This window comes from Bacillus sp. GS3m_15504 (assembly GCF_055825275.1).
The window spans coordinates 1,935,126-1,952,167 of record NZ_JBVVNL010000001.1; the positions used below are offsets into that span (position 1 = coordinate 1,935,126).

At 32.2% G+C, this 17,042-nt stretch carries 17 protein-coding genes and 1 pseudogene; 15 read left to right on the plus strand and 3 right to left on the minus strand.

Translation table 11 applies throughout. The annotated features are described in order from the left end of the window. Positions 1–101: 101 nt before the first annotated feature. The 5 genes from AC0L0O_RS10120 (at position 102) to AC0L0O_RS10140 (ending at position 5,632) form a co-directional block, all read left to right on the plus strand. Entirely contained in the window at positions 102–1,838 is a 1,737-nt protein-coding gene (locus AC0L0O_RS10120) for an ABC transporter substrate-binding protein (RefSeq protein ID WP_098638511.1), read from the plus strand. A gap of 160 nt (positions 1,839–1,998) precedes the next feature. After that, positions 1,999–2,622 (plus strand): YhbD family protein, encoded by a 624-nt coding sequence (locus AC0L0O_RS10125; RefSeq protein ID WP_000102269.1) that lies wholly within the window; start codon positions 1,999–2,001, stop codon positions 2,620–2,622. A gap of 13 nt (positions 2,623–2,635) precedes the next feature. Next, the gene (locus AC0L0O_RS10130) at positions 2,636–3,346 is read left to right on the plus strand and encodes a bactofilin family protein (RefSeq protein WP_001258584.1); all 711 of its coding nucleotides are present in this window, start codon (positions 2,636–2,638) and stop codon (positions 3,344–3,346) included. 18 nt (positions 3,347–3,364) lie between these two features. Further along, positions 3,365–4,072 (plus strand): polymer-forming cytoskeletal protein, encoded by a 708-nt coding sequence (locus AC0L0O_RS10135; protein ID WP_000400890.1) that lies wholly within the window; start codon positions 3,365–3,367, stop codon positions 4,070–4,072. Positions 4,073–4,096: 24 nt separating this feature from the next. Beyond that, complete coding sequence (locus tag AC0L0O_RS10140) at positions 4,097–5,632, plus strand: MDR family MFS transporter (protein WP_000229641.1); 1,536 nt, start codon at positions 4,097–4,099, stop codon at positions 5,630–5,632. A gap of 54 nt (positions 5,633–5,686) precedes the next feature. Here AC0L0O_RS10140 and AC0L0O_RS10145 read toward each other — a convergent pair whose 3' ends face one another. Then, positions 5,687–6,007, minus strand: a complete 321-nt coding sequence (locus tag AC0L0O_RS10145) for a hypothetical protein (RefSeq protein WP_001062737.1) — start codon at positions 6,005–6,007, stop codon at positions 5,687–5,689. A 396-nt stretch (positions 6,008–6,403) separates the two neighbouring features. Between AC0L0O_RS10145 and AC0L0O_RS10150 the strand changes: the two are divergent. Further along, positions 6,404–6,619, plus strand: a pseudogene (locus AC0L0O_RS10150) (GNAT family N-acetyltransferase); the annotation flags it as partial. A 535-nt stretch (positions 6,620–7,154) separates the two neighbouring features. On the opposite strand, the gene AC0L0O_RS10155 reads toward AC0L0O_RS10150, so the two are convergent. Then, positions 7,155–7,586, minus strand: a complete 432-nt coding sequence (locus AC0L0O_RS10155) for a GNAT family N-acetyltransferase (protein WP_000022180.1) — start codon at positions 7,584–7,586, stop codon at positions 7,155–7,157. 223 nt (positions 7,587–7,809) lie between these two features. Here AC0L0O_RS10155 and AC0L0O_RS10160 point away from each other — a divergent pair, with 223 nt between their 5' ends. The 7 genes from AC0L0O_RS10160 (at position 7,810) to AC0L0O_RS10190 (ending at position 14,244) form a co-directional block, all read left to right on the plus strand. Beyond that, a complete protein-coding gene (locus AC0L0O_RS10160; RefSeq protein WP_000538267.1) occupies positions 7,810–8,670 on the plus strand; it encodes a DegV family protein in 861 nt (286 codons plus the stop codon). A gap of 12 nt (positions 8,671–8,682) precedes the next feature. Continuing rightward, a complete protein-coding gene (locus AC0L0O_RS10165) occupies positions 8,683–8,823 on the plus strand; it encodes an SHOCT domain-containing protein (RefSeq protein ID WP_000609635.1) in 141 nt (46 codons plus the stop codon). A gap of 206 nt (positions 8,824–9,029) precedes the next feature. After that, entirely contained in the window at positions 9,030–10,613 is a 1,584-nt protein-coding gene (locus AC0L0O_RS10170) for a M3 family metallopeptidase (protein ID WP_000544316.1), read from the plus strand. 12 nt (positions 10,614–10,625) lie between these two features. Then, positions 10,626–11,375: a WecB/TagA/CpsF family glycosyltransferase gene (locus tag AC0L0O_RS10175; RefSeq protein WP_000350017.1), complete on the plus strand. Its 750-nt coding sequence runs from the start codon at positions 10,626–10,628 to the stop codon at positions 11,373–11,375. 17 nt (positions 11,376–11,392) lie between these two features. Then, positions 11,393–12,772: a 5'-methylthioadenosine/adenosylhomocysteine nucleosidase gene (locus tag AC0L0O_RS10180; protein ID WP_001079727.1), complete on the plus strand. Its 1,380-nt coding sequence runs from the start codon at positions 11,393–11,395 to the stop codon at positions 12,770–12,772. Between the two features lie 52 nt (positions 12,773–12,824). Further along, the gene (locus tag AC0L0O_RS10185) at positions 12,825–13,529 is read left to right on the plus strand and encodes an alpha/beta hydrolase (RefSeq protein WP_000910329.1); all 705 of its coding nucleotides are present in this window, start codon (positions 12,825–12,827) and stop codon (positions 13,527–13,529) included. Positions 13,530–13,797: 268 nt separating this feature from the next. Beyond that, positions 13,798–14,244, plus strand: coding sequence for a GNAT family N-acetyltransferase (locus tag AC0L0O_RS10190; protein ID WP_000651668.1), 447 nt, complete (start codon positions 13,798–13,800; stop codon positions 14,242–14,244). Positions 14,245–14,390: 146 nt separating this feature from the next. Here AC0L0O_RS10190 and AC0L0O_RS10195 read toward each other — a convergent pair whose 3' ends face one another. Then, complete coding sequence (locus tag AC0L0O_RS10195; protein ID WP_000976090.1) at positions 14,391–14,807, minus strand: hypothetical protein; 417 nt, start codon at positions 14,805–14,807, stop codon at positions 14,391–14,393. Positions 14,808–14,928: 121 nt separating this feature from the next. On the opposite strand from AC0L0O_RS10195, the gene AC0L0O_RS10200 reads away from it, so the two are divergent. Together AC0L0O_RS10200 and AC0L0O_RS10205 are read left to right on the plus strand one after the other, a co-directional pair. Then, positions 14,929–15,576 (plus strand): response regulator transcription factor, encoded by a 648-nt coding sequence (locus AC0L0O_RS10200; RefSeq protein ID WP_000865971.1) that lies wholly within the window; start codon positions 14,929–14,931, stop codon positions 15,574–15,576. Continuing rightward, on the plus strand, positions 15,569–16,945 hold the full coding sequence (locus tag AC0L0O_RS10205; RefSeq protein ID WP_001037277.1) for a sensor histidine kinase: 1,377 nt from the start codon (positions 15,569–15,571) through the stop codon (positions 16,943–16,945). The genes AC0L0O_RS10200 and AC0L0O_RS10205 overlap by 8 nt, the downstream gene beginning before the upstream one ends. The last annotated feature ends 97 nt before the right edge of the window (positions 16,946–17,042 follow it).

Sequence of the window (17,042 nt, forward strand, 5' to 3'; positions counted from 1 at the left end):
TATTGTTTCCTCCTTTCTATATTGAAATGATAAGATGAAAGAAGAAATGGAAAAAGGGTAGAAACAAAAGGGGTTATTTTTCACCTTTTAGGGGGATTATGATGTTTATTTTAGATCAATATATTGAACTATGGTGTGCCTATGGTAAAGGGAGACAAGAAGGCGAACAATTTGAAGTAACAGTACAAATGATTGCAGAAACATTATTTTGTACAGAACGTAATAGTAAATTAATTATCAAAAAGTTAGATGAATTAAATTGGATTGCTTGGTTTCCAGGGCGCGGAAGAGGGAATCGTTCTAAATTAATATTTAAAAAGCAACCAATGACATTAATTTTAGACAGAGGAAAAGAACTAACGAAAAAAGGGGATGTAAAAAGCGGAATTTCATTTGTGAAACGCTATAGCTCACAATTTCCGTCAGTAAAGGAAGAGTATGAAGTTTGGATAGATTCAATATTTGGTCATAAAATAGAAAGGACATCCGAAGGGAGAAGAGATGTACTTCGTTTGCAGGTTCAAATGAATTTAGATATTGCATTAGATCCGGTCTACGCTACAATGCGATCAGAATGTCATATGGTTAAACATATTTTTGATACACTCGTATATGTAAATGAGGAATCAAACTATATAGAACCAAGGCTAGCTTTTCAATGGGAATATAATGATGCAGAAAAGATATGGACGTTTTATTTACGAAAAGGAGTTCACTTTCATAATAGGAAACAACTTACTGCACATGATGTTATACATTCATTGAATCGATTTATGAAAGCTGAAAATAACCCACATGCGTGGATGTTACAACATATTGAAAGCTTCCGCGCAGTAGATGAATATGTTATTGAAATTCAGTTACGTACGGAAAATAGGATGTTTTTACATATGATAAGTGCAGAACAGTGTTCTATCGTAAAGGAAGATGAAGCAGGAAACCTCATTGGAACAGGCCCCTTTAAATTAAGCGAAAAGAATGCACATTTATTTGTATTGGAAGCACATGATTTATATTATCGTGAAAGATCTTTTCTTGACCGAATTGAACTATTGAATGTAGAACAAAGTGTAAATACATACGATATTTTAGTAAAGGCGCAGTATAAAGATAAAGAAAAACATAATAAAGAATTATCTCGGCTTGAGTCGAACGTGACATATATAACATGCAATCTTGCAAAAGAAGGACCAATGCAAGATTATATGTTCCGAAAAGCGTTATATAAAATCATTCATGGCCAAGCAATCGTTCAAGAACTCGGTGGAGAACGTGGAGAAGTGGCAAAGGAAATACTATTAGCTAGTGACAGTATAGTAGAGATTGAGGAAGATATAGAAAGTTTAATTAAAGAAAGTATGTATCAAAATGAAGTGCTACAACTTTACACATTTACAGGACAAGATCATGTAGAAGATGCGCAATGGATACAAAAAGAGTGTGCGAAGTACGGTATTCGTGTAGAAAATAATTTTCTTGAAATAGAAGAGTTATTGGAAATAAATACGATACAAAAGGCTGATATGATGCATGATAGTGCAACGATTAGCGAACAAATAGAAGATAGTCTACTATACATGTTTCTTACAAAAAATAGTTTTATTCATGGGCAAAGCAGCATGGACTTTCATGCAACGTTATCTCCTTATTTCAAACTAGAACAAGTAGAGAATAGAGTTACACTGTTACGCGATATTGAGGACACATTGTTACGTCAAATTCATGTTATTCCTTTATATCGCAACAAACAACAAGTAACTTCTCATGAAAAAGTACAAAATATAATGATTAATTCACAAGGGTGGATCGATTTTTATAAAATATGGTTTAAACCCTGATAAAAAAAGGTTCTTACGCATTCTTTACAAGAGGTATAAGAACCTTTTTTTGTATGTAAAACAGGTTTGTTTTACACATTGTTACGATACTTGTGATAAAAGTTCATTTACAACGTAACAGTGTTATGTTACATTGTTATTAGGAAGGAGTGTTATACAGTTGAGTACAGATTTAATTTCAAAAAAAGATTTATTAGAGCTAACTGGTATTTCATACGGACAGTTATATAGGTGGAAAAGAAAAAATTTAATACCGGAAGATTGGTTTGTACGAAAGTCAACATTCACAGGTCAAGAGACATTTTTTCCGAAAGAAAAGATATTAGAACGTATTAATAAAATTCAAACGATGAAAGAAGATTTATCACTTGATGAACTAGCGAATATGTTTTCACCGAGTGTAAGAGAAATTCTTTTAACAAAAGAAGATATCTTACGTAAAGGGATTGCATCAGAACCAGTTTTACAATTTTTCATAGAACAAACGAATAAAACATCAGAGTTTCAATTTGTAGATATTCTTTACGTGTACATGTTAGAAGAATTATTACAATCGGGAGAGATTAGTTTAGAAGAAGGAAAAATGGTCATGCAAGTTTTACGTGAAAATTATGAAGCAATTAAACATAAAACTTGTGATTTAATTATCGTTCGTAAGTTAGGGATTTCTACATGTTTCTTAGTTTCAAATGTGGATGATTTAATTTTTGAAAAGGGAACAAAAATCGTTTTACGTGAAGCAATTACGAAATATACCGAAGCATTAAAAACGAAACTATTGTAGTGGGGGAGAAATTATGCGTACAGAAAATTTAATTATAAATGGTTACGGTTCATCGAATGGTGGCGAGTTTCATAAAGTGCAATTAAATGGAAAAGGGACTGTCAATGGAAATGTTGAATGTGAAAAATTTGAATGTAACGGTTACGGTGCTGTTACGGGCGATTTAAAAAGTAGCAGTGCACGAATTAGCGGATCAGGTAAAGTTGATGGCACAGTTCATGCGAAAACTATGCGAATTGATGGGAAAGGAACTATTACGAAAGATGTGAAGGCAAACAGTTTGAAAATTGCAGGAAAAGGTACAATTGGCGGAAATGTTACAGGTGAAGAATTTAAAATTAATGGTCAAGCGACGATTGATGGCAATTGTGAAGTGGATACTTTTTCTTCTGATGGACAGTTTGAAGTTGGTGGATTATTAAGTGCAGATGAAATAAATATAAATATTCACGGTACATGTCGAGCGAAAGAAATTGGTGGTCAAACGATTAAAGTAAGACATAGGCTGGGCACTTTTAGTAGACTGTTTAAATCAGTATTTGGTTTACAATTAGAAGCTGAACTGTTAGAAGGTGACAATATCGATATTGATTATGCTCACATAAGAACGGTAAGAGGAAACAATGTTACAGTAGGACCGAATTGTGAAATTGAACTCATTGAATATACGGGTGTTCTTACTGTTGATAAAAGTGCAAATGTAAAGGAAATTAAGCAGGTTTAATGGGAGGGAGTAAGTAATATGGAACATCCACATAGTCTCACAGTAAATGGTTCCGGTAATTCAGCAGGTGGAGATTATAACAAAGTGAAGATACGCGGCGAAGGAACGATTTCTAATGATATGAGCTGTAATGAATTTAAAACGTATGGTACGAGTGATGTACGCGGTAATATGAAAGTGAAAAACTATGTCGTGTATGGAGATAGTGAAGTACAAGGGAATATAGATGCGGAATATGTAAAGGTATATGGTAATGCACAAATTCATGGTGATGCACATATTAAAAAAACAAAAGTTAGAGGTATGATGGATATCGCGGGGAAGTTTTTAGGTGATTTTGTCGATGTAAAAGGTGCTTTAAATGTGAAGGGAGATATTGAAGTAGAAGATTTATCATTAACTGGCGGTCTCGAAAGTGATGGGTTACTTAATGCTGAAAATATTCAAATCTCACTTCGTTATGAAGGAAGTAAGGTAAGAGAAATTGGTGGTAAAAAAATTACTGTTCGTAAAAAAGCGAGATTGATTCCTTTTACTAGTCATGCTGGTAACCTCCAAACTTCAATTATTGAAGGAGATGATATCTATTTAGAACGTACGGTTGCTGAAATAGTAAGAGGAAACAATGTTACTATTGGTCCGGGATGTGAAATTAGTGTTGTAGAATATCATACTAGTTTTAAGCAAAAAGGTAATGCAGTCGTAAAAGAACATAAACAAATATAAGTAGTATGGGGGAGAGCAAGAGATATGGTTGAGAAGAATAATAAGCTCGGCTTTGTTGTGGCGGGCTTATTGCTAGGTATTTTAATGGCATCAATGGATAATACCATTGTCGTAACAGCGATGGGAACGATTGTTGGTGACTTAGGAGGTCTTGAAAACTTTGTATGGGTCGTTTCGGCCTATATGGTCGCAGAAATGGCAGGTATGCCGATTTTCGGTAAACTATCAGATATGTATGGTAGAAAGAGATTCTTTATTTTTGGTTTAATCGTCTTTATGGTTGGTTCGGCACTTTGTGGTACTGCTGAAAATATTACACAGTTAGGTATTTATCGTGCCATTCAAGGTATTGGCGGCGGGGCATTAGTGCCGATCGCGTTTACAATCGTTTTTGATATTTTCCCTCCTGAAAAGCGCGGGAAAATGGGTGGTTTATTTGGAGCGGTATTTGGTTTATCAAGTATTTTCGGGCCATTACTTGGCGCATATATTACAGATTACATTAGCTGGCACTGGGTATTTTATATTAATTTACCGCTTGGCGTTTTAGCACTTATTTTTATTACGTTCTTTTATAAAGAATCAAGAGTTCATAGAAAGCAAAAAATTGATTGGTTTGGTGCAATTACTTTAGTTGGTGCAGTAATTTGTTTAATGTTTGCGCTTGAACTTGGTGGACAAAAATATGATTGGGATTCTACCTTTATTTTAAGTTTATTTGTTGGATTTGCTATTTTAATTATTTCATTTATTTTTATTGAACGTAAAGTAGAAGAACCGATCATTTCATTTGAGATGTTTAAGCAGCGCTTATTCGGAATGAGTACCATTATTGCTTTATGTTACGGTGCTGCGTTTATGTCGGCAACTGTATATATTCCGTTATTCATTCAAGGTGTATACGGAGGTAGTGCAACAAACTCAGGGTTATTACTTTTACCGATGATGTTAGGATCAGTTGTAACAGCGCAGTTAGGCGGATTTTTAACGACGAAGCTTAGCTACCGAAACATTATGATTATTTCTGCGGTTATTATGCTAATTGGACTATTTTTATTAAGCACATTAACGCCAGAAACAAGTCGCGCATTATTAACAGTGTATATGATTATTATCGGATTTGGAGTTGGATTCTCATTTTCTGTACTAAGTATGGCAGCTATTCACAACTTTGGTATGGAGCAGCGTGGATCTGCGACTTCAACGAGTAATTTCATTCGTTCATTAGGAATGACGCTTGGTATTACAATCTTCGGAATGATTCAAAGAACTGGCTTCCAAGATCAATTAGAAGAAGTATTTAAAGGTATGAGCGGGGGAATGAATACAAACGCTTTAGGAGATTCAAGAGCTATTCTATCAGAATCGGCAAGATCTCAAATCCCGCCGCAAATATTAGATAAAATTATTGACGCACTTTCTAGCTCAATTGTCCAAACATTTATGTGGGCATTGGTACCAGCTGGTTTAGCATTCATATTTATTTTCTTTATGGGGAATGAGCGCATGGTAATGAAGAAACAACAAAAGAATAAAAAAGGCGAAATATCAAAAGCGTAATGAAAAAGCTCCTTTCCAATTGGAAGGGAGCTTTTTCGTATGTACGGATTTAGATTAGCCTTCGATGATTTCGTATTCTTCGTCTGCTAATAATAAAATTTGTGTTTTCTTACCTTTGTTTTGAACTTCGATTACATCGTAAGCACCTAAGTCTCTTACTTTGCTTTGAGAAGCATTAACCATAACTTCAATAGAATCAATTAAGATATCTTCTTCAATGTATGATTCAGGCAATGCCATATCTTCAGTATCTAATACACATGCGTATAGACTTTGTAAGTTTTCAGCAGTGGGATTTTGCTCCTCAACATCAATAATGTTTTTTACTGCTTCCATATTTTCTTCTTTTGCTTGGTATACTTTAATTTTAGCCATTGTTTTAATCTCCTTTATAACGTAATCGTAGAGGCTACACCTCATTATAACGTTTTTTTCATGAAAGATGAAATTGTTATATGTATTTATAGGGAAATTTAAGTGTTTTTACCCATTATAGACGTAATTTCATGATTTGTGTAATGAATAAGTAACTATATGTCTAGGTTAAAAGTATACTGTCTAAGCTCTTCTCATATTTCATCCCTATACTATATGTATTAGATAAAAACATATAGTATAGGGATGGAGTGTAATGGATTGCGAGTCAGCATGAAATTGTAATATCTTATTGCATTTAATGAGATGAAAGGTATCGTATCATATCATGCGTGCAAGAGGACAATGAGGTTATCTTTGTAGATTGCAAATCATTCATGAGTCTAATAACTGTTATCATATAGTATTTATGATAAAGGCATTGAAATTGAAGTTGCGACTGATCACAATTATAGAAGAAAAGGATTGGTGACTATAGTTAGTGCAGCGCTAATTTTGGACTGTTTAGAAAAAGGGATACATCCAAACTGGGATGCAGCGAATACTACATCCGCTAAACTAGGATATGTTTTTGATAAAGCGTATCATACATATTTTGTGGATAATAGATGAAATCGTTGTACATAAAAGAGCAGCTAGCAAAAGCTAGCTGCTCCTCTCCAAGGGGGAATGGAGAGATACAATCATGTTACTTACATTATTGACAAAACAGTGATTTTTAATCAAATAACTATATAAGTTTAGATAAAATATCTTTGATTAAACCTGAGGATCCAATGAGAAGTACTGATAAAAAAACGATTGAGAATATACTTTTTTGAGGCTTTTTAAATTCCATATATATGTTAAAAATGGCGCCAATTGCAACTATAATAAAAATAACGAGTCTTAATATATCTAGCATGAGTAACGCTCCTTTTAAATACTTAATTGTATTATATAGGAATTTGCGTTCTGATTAGTTTGTTGGAATACGATTTAAGGTAATTTTAAACAAACTAATCTTTTATACGAAAGTAAGGTTAAGGAAAAAGACAGCGTATGTAGTAATAGTATATCTTGTAGAAGCTGATGTTGACCAAATAAAGTAGGGTTATTATAAATGTGGAAAGTATATAATTAATATATATGCTCTCTTTATGTACATTTACAACTTAAATAATAAAACATGCTTGTCATAATGACCCAAACACCAATTATATTTTTCTAGAATAATTGGATGAACAACTTCTTTCGTAGTATCGACCTCAGTATAGCCATATTTCTTATAAAAGTTTTCTAATTCCTCAAAAGGAAGACAATATACATTTGATACTTGTAAATTCTTCGCAGTTTCTACTAAAAATGAAACGAGTTCCCCGGCTAATTGTAGCCCTCTAAATTGAGGAAGAATATAAATCCCGCCCATTTCTAAAGTATCTTCATCTATTTGGACTAATCGTCCAATACCTGCATACGCATTGTTGTATGTAATGATTGCAACTTTATCTCTTTTTAAATCACTTCGTACAAATTCTATTGAGTCATATTGATTATTAATCCATTCTAAATCATTAGATGTAGCCATATGAATACTCATTTATATTTCCCCTTTATAAAAAATGTGATTTTCCCATTATATAGAATATAATATCAGGAAAATTGGTCATACTGGCATGATTTTTATTATTAGTTCAAGTTTTGAAGAATAGTGCATACAATATAAAGTGTTTTCCTTTCTTCATTTAAGTTTTACGTATATAATTTAAAAGTACTATTTTTATTTTATTATTTTATATTTATAACAGAATAGAGGTTTAAAAATGGGTGTTAAAATCATTACGGATAGTGCGGCGGATTTACCGGTAGAATTGCTGCAAGCATATGATATTGATTTAATTCCACTCCGTGTATATGATGAAGCAGAAACAGAGTATTTAGATGGAGTAACATTAGAGTCAGTTACATTATTACAAAAAATGAGAGAAGGCGCTGTTTATAGAACGTCATTGCCTTCCCTTGAAACTTTCCAAGAGAAATTTATTTCTTATGCAAAAGAAGGTAATCCTTGTATATATTTAGCTTTTTCATCTGAACTGTCTGGTACATATCAATCATCAGTTCTCATTAAAGAGGAAGTAAAAGAAACATATGCTAACTTAGATTTAGAAATTATTGATACGAAATGTGCTTCGCTTGGTCAAGGGCTTGTCGTTTTAGAAGCTGCTAAAATGGCGAAAGAGGGCGCATCAAAAGAAGATATTTTAAAACGTGTTGATTTTCTAATGAACCATATGGAACATATCTTCACTGTAGCTGACTTACAGTACCTTGTGAGAGGTGGACGCTTAAGTAAAGTAGCAGGTTTTATCGGTGGTTTACTAAACATTAAACCGATCTTAAACGTGGAAGAAGGAAAACTCGTACCACTTGAAAAAGTACGAGGGAAAAAGAAAGTATTGAGTCGTATTGTTGATATTATGGAAGAACGCGGAAAAGAGCTTAAAGGTCAAACAATTGGTATGACTCATGGTGATGACTTAGAAACAGCTGAAGCATTAAAAGCATTAATTACAGAAAGATTTGGCTGTGAAGTTTTTATCGTAAACACAATTGGTGCAGCAATCGGAGCACATACAGGACCTGGCGTTATAACGTTATTTTTCTTAAATGAAGTAGAGTAAAGGATTGATCTTTTGATCAATCCTTTTTTTCTTCAAGGTAATGCTACTATTTCTGTAGCAGATGAGCTGAAAAAGTTTAAGGAATTACTAGATATGGGCGTTATTACAGAAGATGAATTTAATGCGAAGAAAAAGCAGTTACTAAATATATAAATTAGTTTTTTATGAAGATAGTATGTAAATGCTAAATATAAGATGTTAAAAATATGATTCTGTCATGAGCAGAATCATATTTTTTTGAATTCATGTCGCTTGTAAAAATCTAAATACTTAAAGATATTAAAATTTTTTCGTTTCATATATAATTGTGAAGGGGGAATATTTGTAACTATTTGTAAAAAAGGGAGGCGGCTATAGAAATGCATGAAATTGCTAAATGGGATTTAGGTCGATTGTATTCGAATACAGATATTTTAGTTCCAATATTGGAGTTGAAAGAACAATTTTTTGTAACAAAAGATATAGGGATTCTTTCAAATCTTATACAATCTATTGAAAAAGCAGAATACTATTTGTACTGCCGATCAGCTGAAGAAAGTGTTTCATCTGACATTACTAGATTGACTATGAAAGTAAAGGAACTAAAAAGTGAAGTGCAGCAAGTCATACAGCAAAGTGAAGTGGAAATTACCGATAATACTAGGCTAATAAAAGATGAACTTCATGCGTGGGAAAATATGTACATACAATTAAGGGATAGGATAGAAATAGAACACAATAATAAGCAATTATCATTTGGACAAGCAAATCATGTTGCAATGAATAGTGATAATGAAAAGGAAAGAGTAAAAGTATTCGAGTCATTAACATGTGCTTTACATAAGGAGAAAGAAATTTTTGCTACTGTATTAAATCAAATAGGAAGATTGCGTAATACAAAGGGCAATGAATTAGAAGATAGAGAGATTTTAGCAAGGTCCCTTCATGCGAATGGTATTTCAGAAACTGTATTATTACAAATATGGAATGCGACAGAAGAAAACCTAGATAAATTAGTAAGTGCTTTAAACGTGTATAAAAAAGGAAAAATCTCGATAACATGGCATGAAATTATGACAGTAAAGGAAAATAATGAGGCTATTATTCCTTTTTCAGTAGCAGTACAAAACATATACGGTGCATTTAAAAATATAGATGAAGAATTAGCAGAATTTGCACGTAATGCGATAGAAAGTGGTTGGGTAGATGCAGAACCGAGAGAGAATAAACCCCCAGGTGGATTTTGTGCTCCTTTTTTCAGTGAAAAAGAATCTCGAATCTCTATGCGTTATGACGGAAGTATCGATAGTGTAAGAATACTTGCCCACGAACTAGGACATGCTTGGCATTTTTATAATATGAGTTTTGAGCAATCCTCTTCTTTTTTAGATGATTATTTGCCAATGAGTACAGCTGAATCAGCGTCTATTTTCTTTGAAACGTTGCTTATAAATTATCTAATTCAAACAACAGATAGTATAGATATAAAAAAGTCATTGCTTAGCTGGAAAATAAGAAACTGTTTTAATTATGTAATGGCAATTCGAGCATCGTTCGAATTTGAGAAGAACTTTTATGAAAAATGTAAAGAAAGTCCTATAAGTGCTGATGAAATCGAGAAAATATCTATAGTAGCGCAAGAAAAAGCATATGGGAATGCATTATCAGAATATCAGCCATTTGTTTGGATGAAATATGTCCAGTTTTATATAGCAGATGTTCCTTTTTATAATTATCCATACACATTTGGATATTTAGTTAGTTTTAGTTTATTAGAAATAGCTAAAGAAAATAAAAGTACATTTCATTCGAAGTATAAAGAATTTTTAAGAGAAACTGGAAAGGCTCCAGTGGAAGAGCTTATAAAAAAACATTTTGAAATAGATATAACAAGCTATGCATTCTGGGATAAAGCTTTTAAACAAATTTCTAAAGATATTGATGCATATTTGAGGCTTATATAAGGGGAGAGTATAGTGGATCACCAACTTATAAAGGGAATACCTTTTTCAACTTTAGAATATGCAAAAGCTATAAGTTTATTAAAAGGTTGGCTACATGAAAAACAAGAAAAACCAAGATTTGTAGTAACTGCAAATCCTGAAATTGTTATGTCTGCAAAGGAAAACACGGCTAAATCAAAACAATTTAAAAAGATATTACTTTCTGCAGATTTAATAACAGCGGATGGAATTGGCGTCATAATTGGTTCGAAAATATTAAAAGGAACGCTGAAAGAACGCGTCACTGGGGCAGATATCACTCACGATTTAATAAAACATTGTAATGAAAATGGATGTCGGGTCTTTCTTTTTGGAGCTGCTCCAGAAAGTAATAAAAAGGCATTAGAAAAATTAAATGAGCAGTTCCCAGGAGCACAGTTTAAAGGACAGCATGGGTTTGTAAATGGCGAAGAAATAGAAGAAGTAAAAATGAAAATTAAGCAATTCAAGCCGGACTTACTGTTAGTAGGACTAGGCTCACCAAAACAAGAAAAATTCATCTATGAAAACCTACAAACATTAAACATTCCGCTATCTATAGGTATCGGAGGTATGATCGATATAATATCTGGTACTGTAAAAAGAGCACCGAAAATTATGAGGGATACAGGAACTGAATGGTTATATAGATTACTCTCACAGCCGAAAAGATTTAAGAGACAACTTGTACTCCCAAGATTTATATTTTCGGTTATGTCTGAAAGAATTAAAGGGATTAATTAATAAAGGGGAAAACATACATGAACAGAATCGGCATTATCGGAGCAATGCAAATTGAAATAGACTTACTTTTAGAAAAATTAGTTGTACAAGAAGAACAAATAATTGCGGGAATGCCTTTTTACGTTGGAGAATTTATGGGAACTGAAGTAATTGTTACAAGATGTGGTGTAGGGAAAGTAAATGCAGCCGCATGTACGCAAACATTAATTCATAAATTTGATGTAGATGCTATCATCAATACAGGTGTTGCTGGAGGGTTACACCCGGATGTAAAAGTTGGTGATATCGTTATTTCAACGAATGTTACCCATCATGATGTAAGTAAGACTCAAATGAAAAACCTATTCCCGTTTCAAGAAGAATTTATCGCAAGTAAGGAATTAGTAGAGCTAGCGCGTAAAGCATGTAATAGTAGTTCTTTACATATGGAAATTCATGAAGGAAGAATTGTAAGCGGTGAATGTTTTGTTGAAGATTCAAAACTAAAAGCGAAATTAATAGATGAATATGCACCGCATTGTACAGAAATGGAAGGTGCAGCAATTGGACATGTTGCCTACATAAATGAAGTACCGTTTCTCGTAATACGATGTATTTCTGACAGTGCAGACGATGAAGCACAAATTTCTTATGATGACTTCGCGAAAACGGCCGCAAACTATTGTTCAGAAATTATCGTTGAGATGTTGAAAACTATATCGAGTAAAACTTATAGTTCAAAAGGAGAGAATGAAATGTTACAAGCATTAATTTTTGATATGGACGGGACGTTATTTCAAACAGATAAAATTTTAGAGTTATCGTTAGATGATACATTTGATCACTTAAGATCACTTCAATTATGGGATACGGTAACACCTATTGATAAGTACCGTGAAATTATGGGCGTGCCGTTACCGAAAGTTTGGGAAGCTTTATTACCAGATTATTCTCTTGAAATAAGAGAACAAACAGATGCATATTTTTTAGAAAGATTAATTGAAAACATTAAGAGCGGAAAAGGTGCTTTATATCCGAACGTAAAAGAAATTTTTACATATATAAAAGAAAATAATTGCTCAATATATATTGCAAGTAATGGTTTAACTGAATATTTACGAGCAATTGTATCTTATTATGATTTAGACCAATGGGTTACTGAAACGTTTAGTATTGAACAAATAAACTCACTTAATAAAAGCGACTTAGTAAAAAGTATTTTGAACAAATATGATATAAAAGAAGCAGCTGTAGTCGGGGATCGTTTATCTGATATAAACGCAGCTAAAGATAATGGCTTGATTGCGATTGGATGTAATTTTGATTTTGCCCAAGAAGATGAACTTGCCCAAGCTGATATAGTAATAGATGATTTACTGGAGCTGAAGGGGATATTGTCTACTGTGCAGAGATTATAAAATGTGTGCAGTTTTTTGCCAATTCCTATATATCTTATTCCACGGAGGAAATATGCTTAAAGATAATTTTAACATTAGTAATATTCCCGCGGTTTTGTGGGGAGATAGAAGTGAAAAAGTTTTTATTGCAGTACATGGAAATATGTCAAATAAGGAGGATACAGTTATTCAAAAATTAGCTGAAGAAGCTAATCAAAAAGGTTATCAAGTATTAAGTTTTGATTTACCTGAGCATGGAGAAAGAACAAATGATAATACACCTTGCAAAGTACAGGTTTGTGTTAGTGAATTATCTATAATTATGAATTACGCAAAAGAACATTGGAAACAAGTAAGTGTGTTTGCATGTAGTATTGGAGCTTATTTTAGTCTTTTAGCCTATCAAAATGATGTGATAGAAAAGGCATTATTTTTATCACCAGTAGTTAATATGGAACGAATTATTGAAAATATGATGAAATGGTTTAATGTAACACCGGAGCTTTTGCAAAAAGAAATGACTATAGAGACACCAATTGGCCAAAAGTTATATTGGGATTATTTATGCTATGTAAAAGAACATCCTATTAATACATGGAATATAGATACATATATTATGTATGGAGCCAAGGATGAACTGTGTGAATTTGAAATTATTAACGATTTTACAAAAAAACATCGTTGTGCATTAGAAGTCATGGAGACAGGTGAACATTATTTTCATACTGAAGAACAGTTAAAGATATTTGAACTGTGGTTACACAAGATTATAGATTAACAAATTATAACTTAACTTGAACAATGTTAGAGTAGAATAATGAATTTATAAACTGATATTATATTTGAGAGGCATTATAAATGTAAATCTATTCATTTAAGCAAACAGCTACTTTAGTTCAATAAGACTTAAACAACTATATTATCGATTTAAAACTGAAGTGAAGAATACACATACTACGAATTGAATAAGATAACAATCATAAAAATGCTCAGAATCAATAATTCTAGAGCATTTTTATGTGTTTCCATATTAAGGGGGGATTTACTTGAAAGATATACATATTCAACAAATTGAAGATTTAATGATATACGAATCCGATTATCTTGTTCAGGAAAGCAAAGATGAAGGGTTTTATTTCCTAATAAAACTAATAAGTGAATATGAAAATAAAATAAACACATTTAATAAAACAGGAGAATGTCTATATGGTATTTTTCAAGGGGAAAAGTTAATTGGAATAGGTGGGCTAAATGCGGATCCGTATACAGAAAATAATAAGATTGGCCGATTAAGGAGATTTTATATTGCGAAGGACTATCGTCGTATAGGACTAGGGAAGTTGTTATTAAACAAACTATTATCTCATGCAGAAAAGTATTTTAAAGTGGTGGTTTTACATACAGATACGAAACAAGGTGATGTATTTTATACTGCAAATGGATTTGTGAAGAGAGAAGTATATAAAAGATCTAGTCACTATAAAGTATTATAGAAAAGGCTATTAAAACAATATTTTATTAGTCTCGAGTTCCTATATTTATAAAAAGAAAATTTAATTTCATTTACCGAAATAATAGTAGAAAAAAGAGACCTCAGCTTCTAAAAATAAGCTTACGAGATCTCTTTTTTTCTAGTCAATTATGTGCTTACATTCATTTGCTTCAATAATCCCTTCGGATCACCTTTTACATAATAGAAATGTGGATTATTTTCATCGTCGTAAAGCATAATATAAGGTTTTTGATTAAGAGGGAGGAGAATAAGTACTTCATCAATTGTTGTATGTAACCATTGATTTGTAATAGAAACTGGTTTAGATAAAGGGATTTTTATCATGTGACCATCTTTTGGAACGACGTTTAAGTTTTTGAATGGGCCAGTAATGGATTTAGCATATTGAATAGCTTCTTTTTGAATAGCTGGATCTAAAGATTGTTTTTGAACGACCATTTCTTTTTGACAATCAAATACTTCAATTTGTTGATTTGTATTTGCGAACGCATTTGTTGATAATAAGAAGAAAAGAAGAGTAATGACCCCGATTTTTTTCATCATAGTACAACACCTCGTTTTTACTATACCCTTAACTGGTTCAAATATTTTTCTGTCACATACATGTAACAAAGAAGTTGTATGATACAATTGATTTTTGTTTAAAAGCAATGGAGGATAATGTATGAAAGTATTAATCGCAGATGATGAACAAGATATGCTAAGGATTTTAAAAGCTTATTTTGAGAAAGAAGGCTTCGAAGTTTTCTTAGCGAAAGATGGAGAAGAAGCACTTCAAATATTTTATGATGAAAAAATTGATTTAGCTATTTTAGATTGGATGATGCCGAAACATAGCGGTATTACTGTTTGTCAGGAAATAAAGAAAAACTCAAGCGTAAAAGTATTAATGCTCACGGCGAAAAGTGAAAGCGAAGATGAATTAGCAGCTCTTCAAAGCGGGGCAGATGAGTACGTAAAAAAACCATTTCATCCAGGTGTACTCATTACTCGAGCGAAAAAGCTAATACAGCACGATGATGTCATTCAAGTTCAAGATTTAAAAATTGATTTTACGAAAAATAAAGTTTATAAAAATGACAAGGAATTAGATATTACAAAAACAGAGCTAGAATTAATAAAATGTTTTTTAAATCATAAAGGGATGATTTTAACTCGTAAAAAATTGTTAGATATCGTATGGGGATTTGACTATTTTGGAGAAGAGCGAACTGTTGATACACATGTAAGGAGATTACGAAAAAAAATTGGAGAAAATATTATAAAGACGCACCGCGGGCTAGGATATAGTTTGGAGGAACAGAGTGAATAAGCTTGGAAAAAAGCTATTTCTTAGTATATCTTTAACCGTTATTCTTATATTTACGATCTCTTTATTATTAATTAACTATCTTTTACCGAAATATAATATTTACAAAACACGAGAAAGCTTAGAAGGTATTACAGCGCAAATTCAGTCCATACCGAGAGAACAATTGGATGAAGCAATTACGAGCATTGAAAATGAGGGGAATGTTACGATTGCGTATACATCCATAAAAGACTCAGAAGATCATATTAATGATGAGTTACGTATGCAACTTACAAAAAAGAGAGTTGCCCTTAATAAAATTTGGATTACAAAAGAAGAAATAATGAAAGTAAAGAAATTCGGACATTCGAATAAAATATATGATCAAGAGAAAATCAAATCTAGTTTTTTTGTGAAATACATGGCGAAGGATGATATGTTGATTTTAGTAGGAGTTTCTATCGCACATTCAAATGAAATAATAAAAACGTTAAACTCATTTTATTTATTCATTTTAGTTATTACGATTTTTCTCATTATCGTACTTGTATGGATATTGTCAAAAACAATTACGACACCGCTGAAAGAATTAAGTGATGTCGCAGAAGATATTTCACGTTTACAGTTTAAAAAGACAAAAGTGAAAACGAATGATGAAATAGGAGACTTAGCTACTAGTATTAATATCATGAGTGAAAAACTACAGGAAGCGCATCAAGATTTAACAGATCGTAATGAACATTTAAAACGATTTATGGGTGATGTGACCCATGAATTAAAAACTCCAATCGCGTTAGTGAAAGCATATTCTATGGGAATAAAAGATGGTCTAGATGATGGTACATACATAGATACAATCATTAAACAATCGGATCACATATCAAACTTAATTGAAGAGTTATTACGATTTTCTAAACTAGAAAGAGATGTGTTACAAAAAGAAGAATTTTCTATTAAATCACTAGTCCAAAGTATATTAGATAAGCATAAGATTGAACTGGAGTCGAAAGAAATTAATTTGCAAGTGAACTATAATGTTGGCGATGCAATTGTTTATGCAGATGTAAATAAAATGAGAATGGTGTTCCAAAATTTAATTTCTAATGCGATAAAATATACATCAAATCAAAATATAAAAATTACATTAGAAGATCGAAATGAGAGTGTATATTTTCAAATTCAAAATGGTATGAATGCTGAACATATGAAAGATATCGATAAAATTTGGGAACCTTTTTACGTCTTAGAATCTTCTCGTAGTAAAGATCGTTCAGGTACAGGACTAGGCTTAGCGATCGTGAAAAGTATTGTAGAAAGACATGGTTTTGACTATGGCGTAGTTACTATAGGGGGAGAAATACGATTTTATATTCATATGAAGAATGACTAATTCAATACTAGTAGAGCATCGTCTATTAATAGGCGATGTTTTTTTATTGATATATGTAAGTAGTAATTCAAAATATATAACCTTGAAAGCCCGTTGG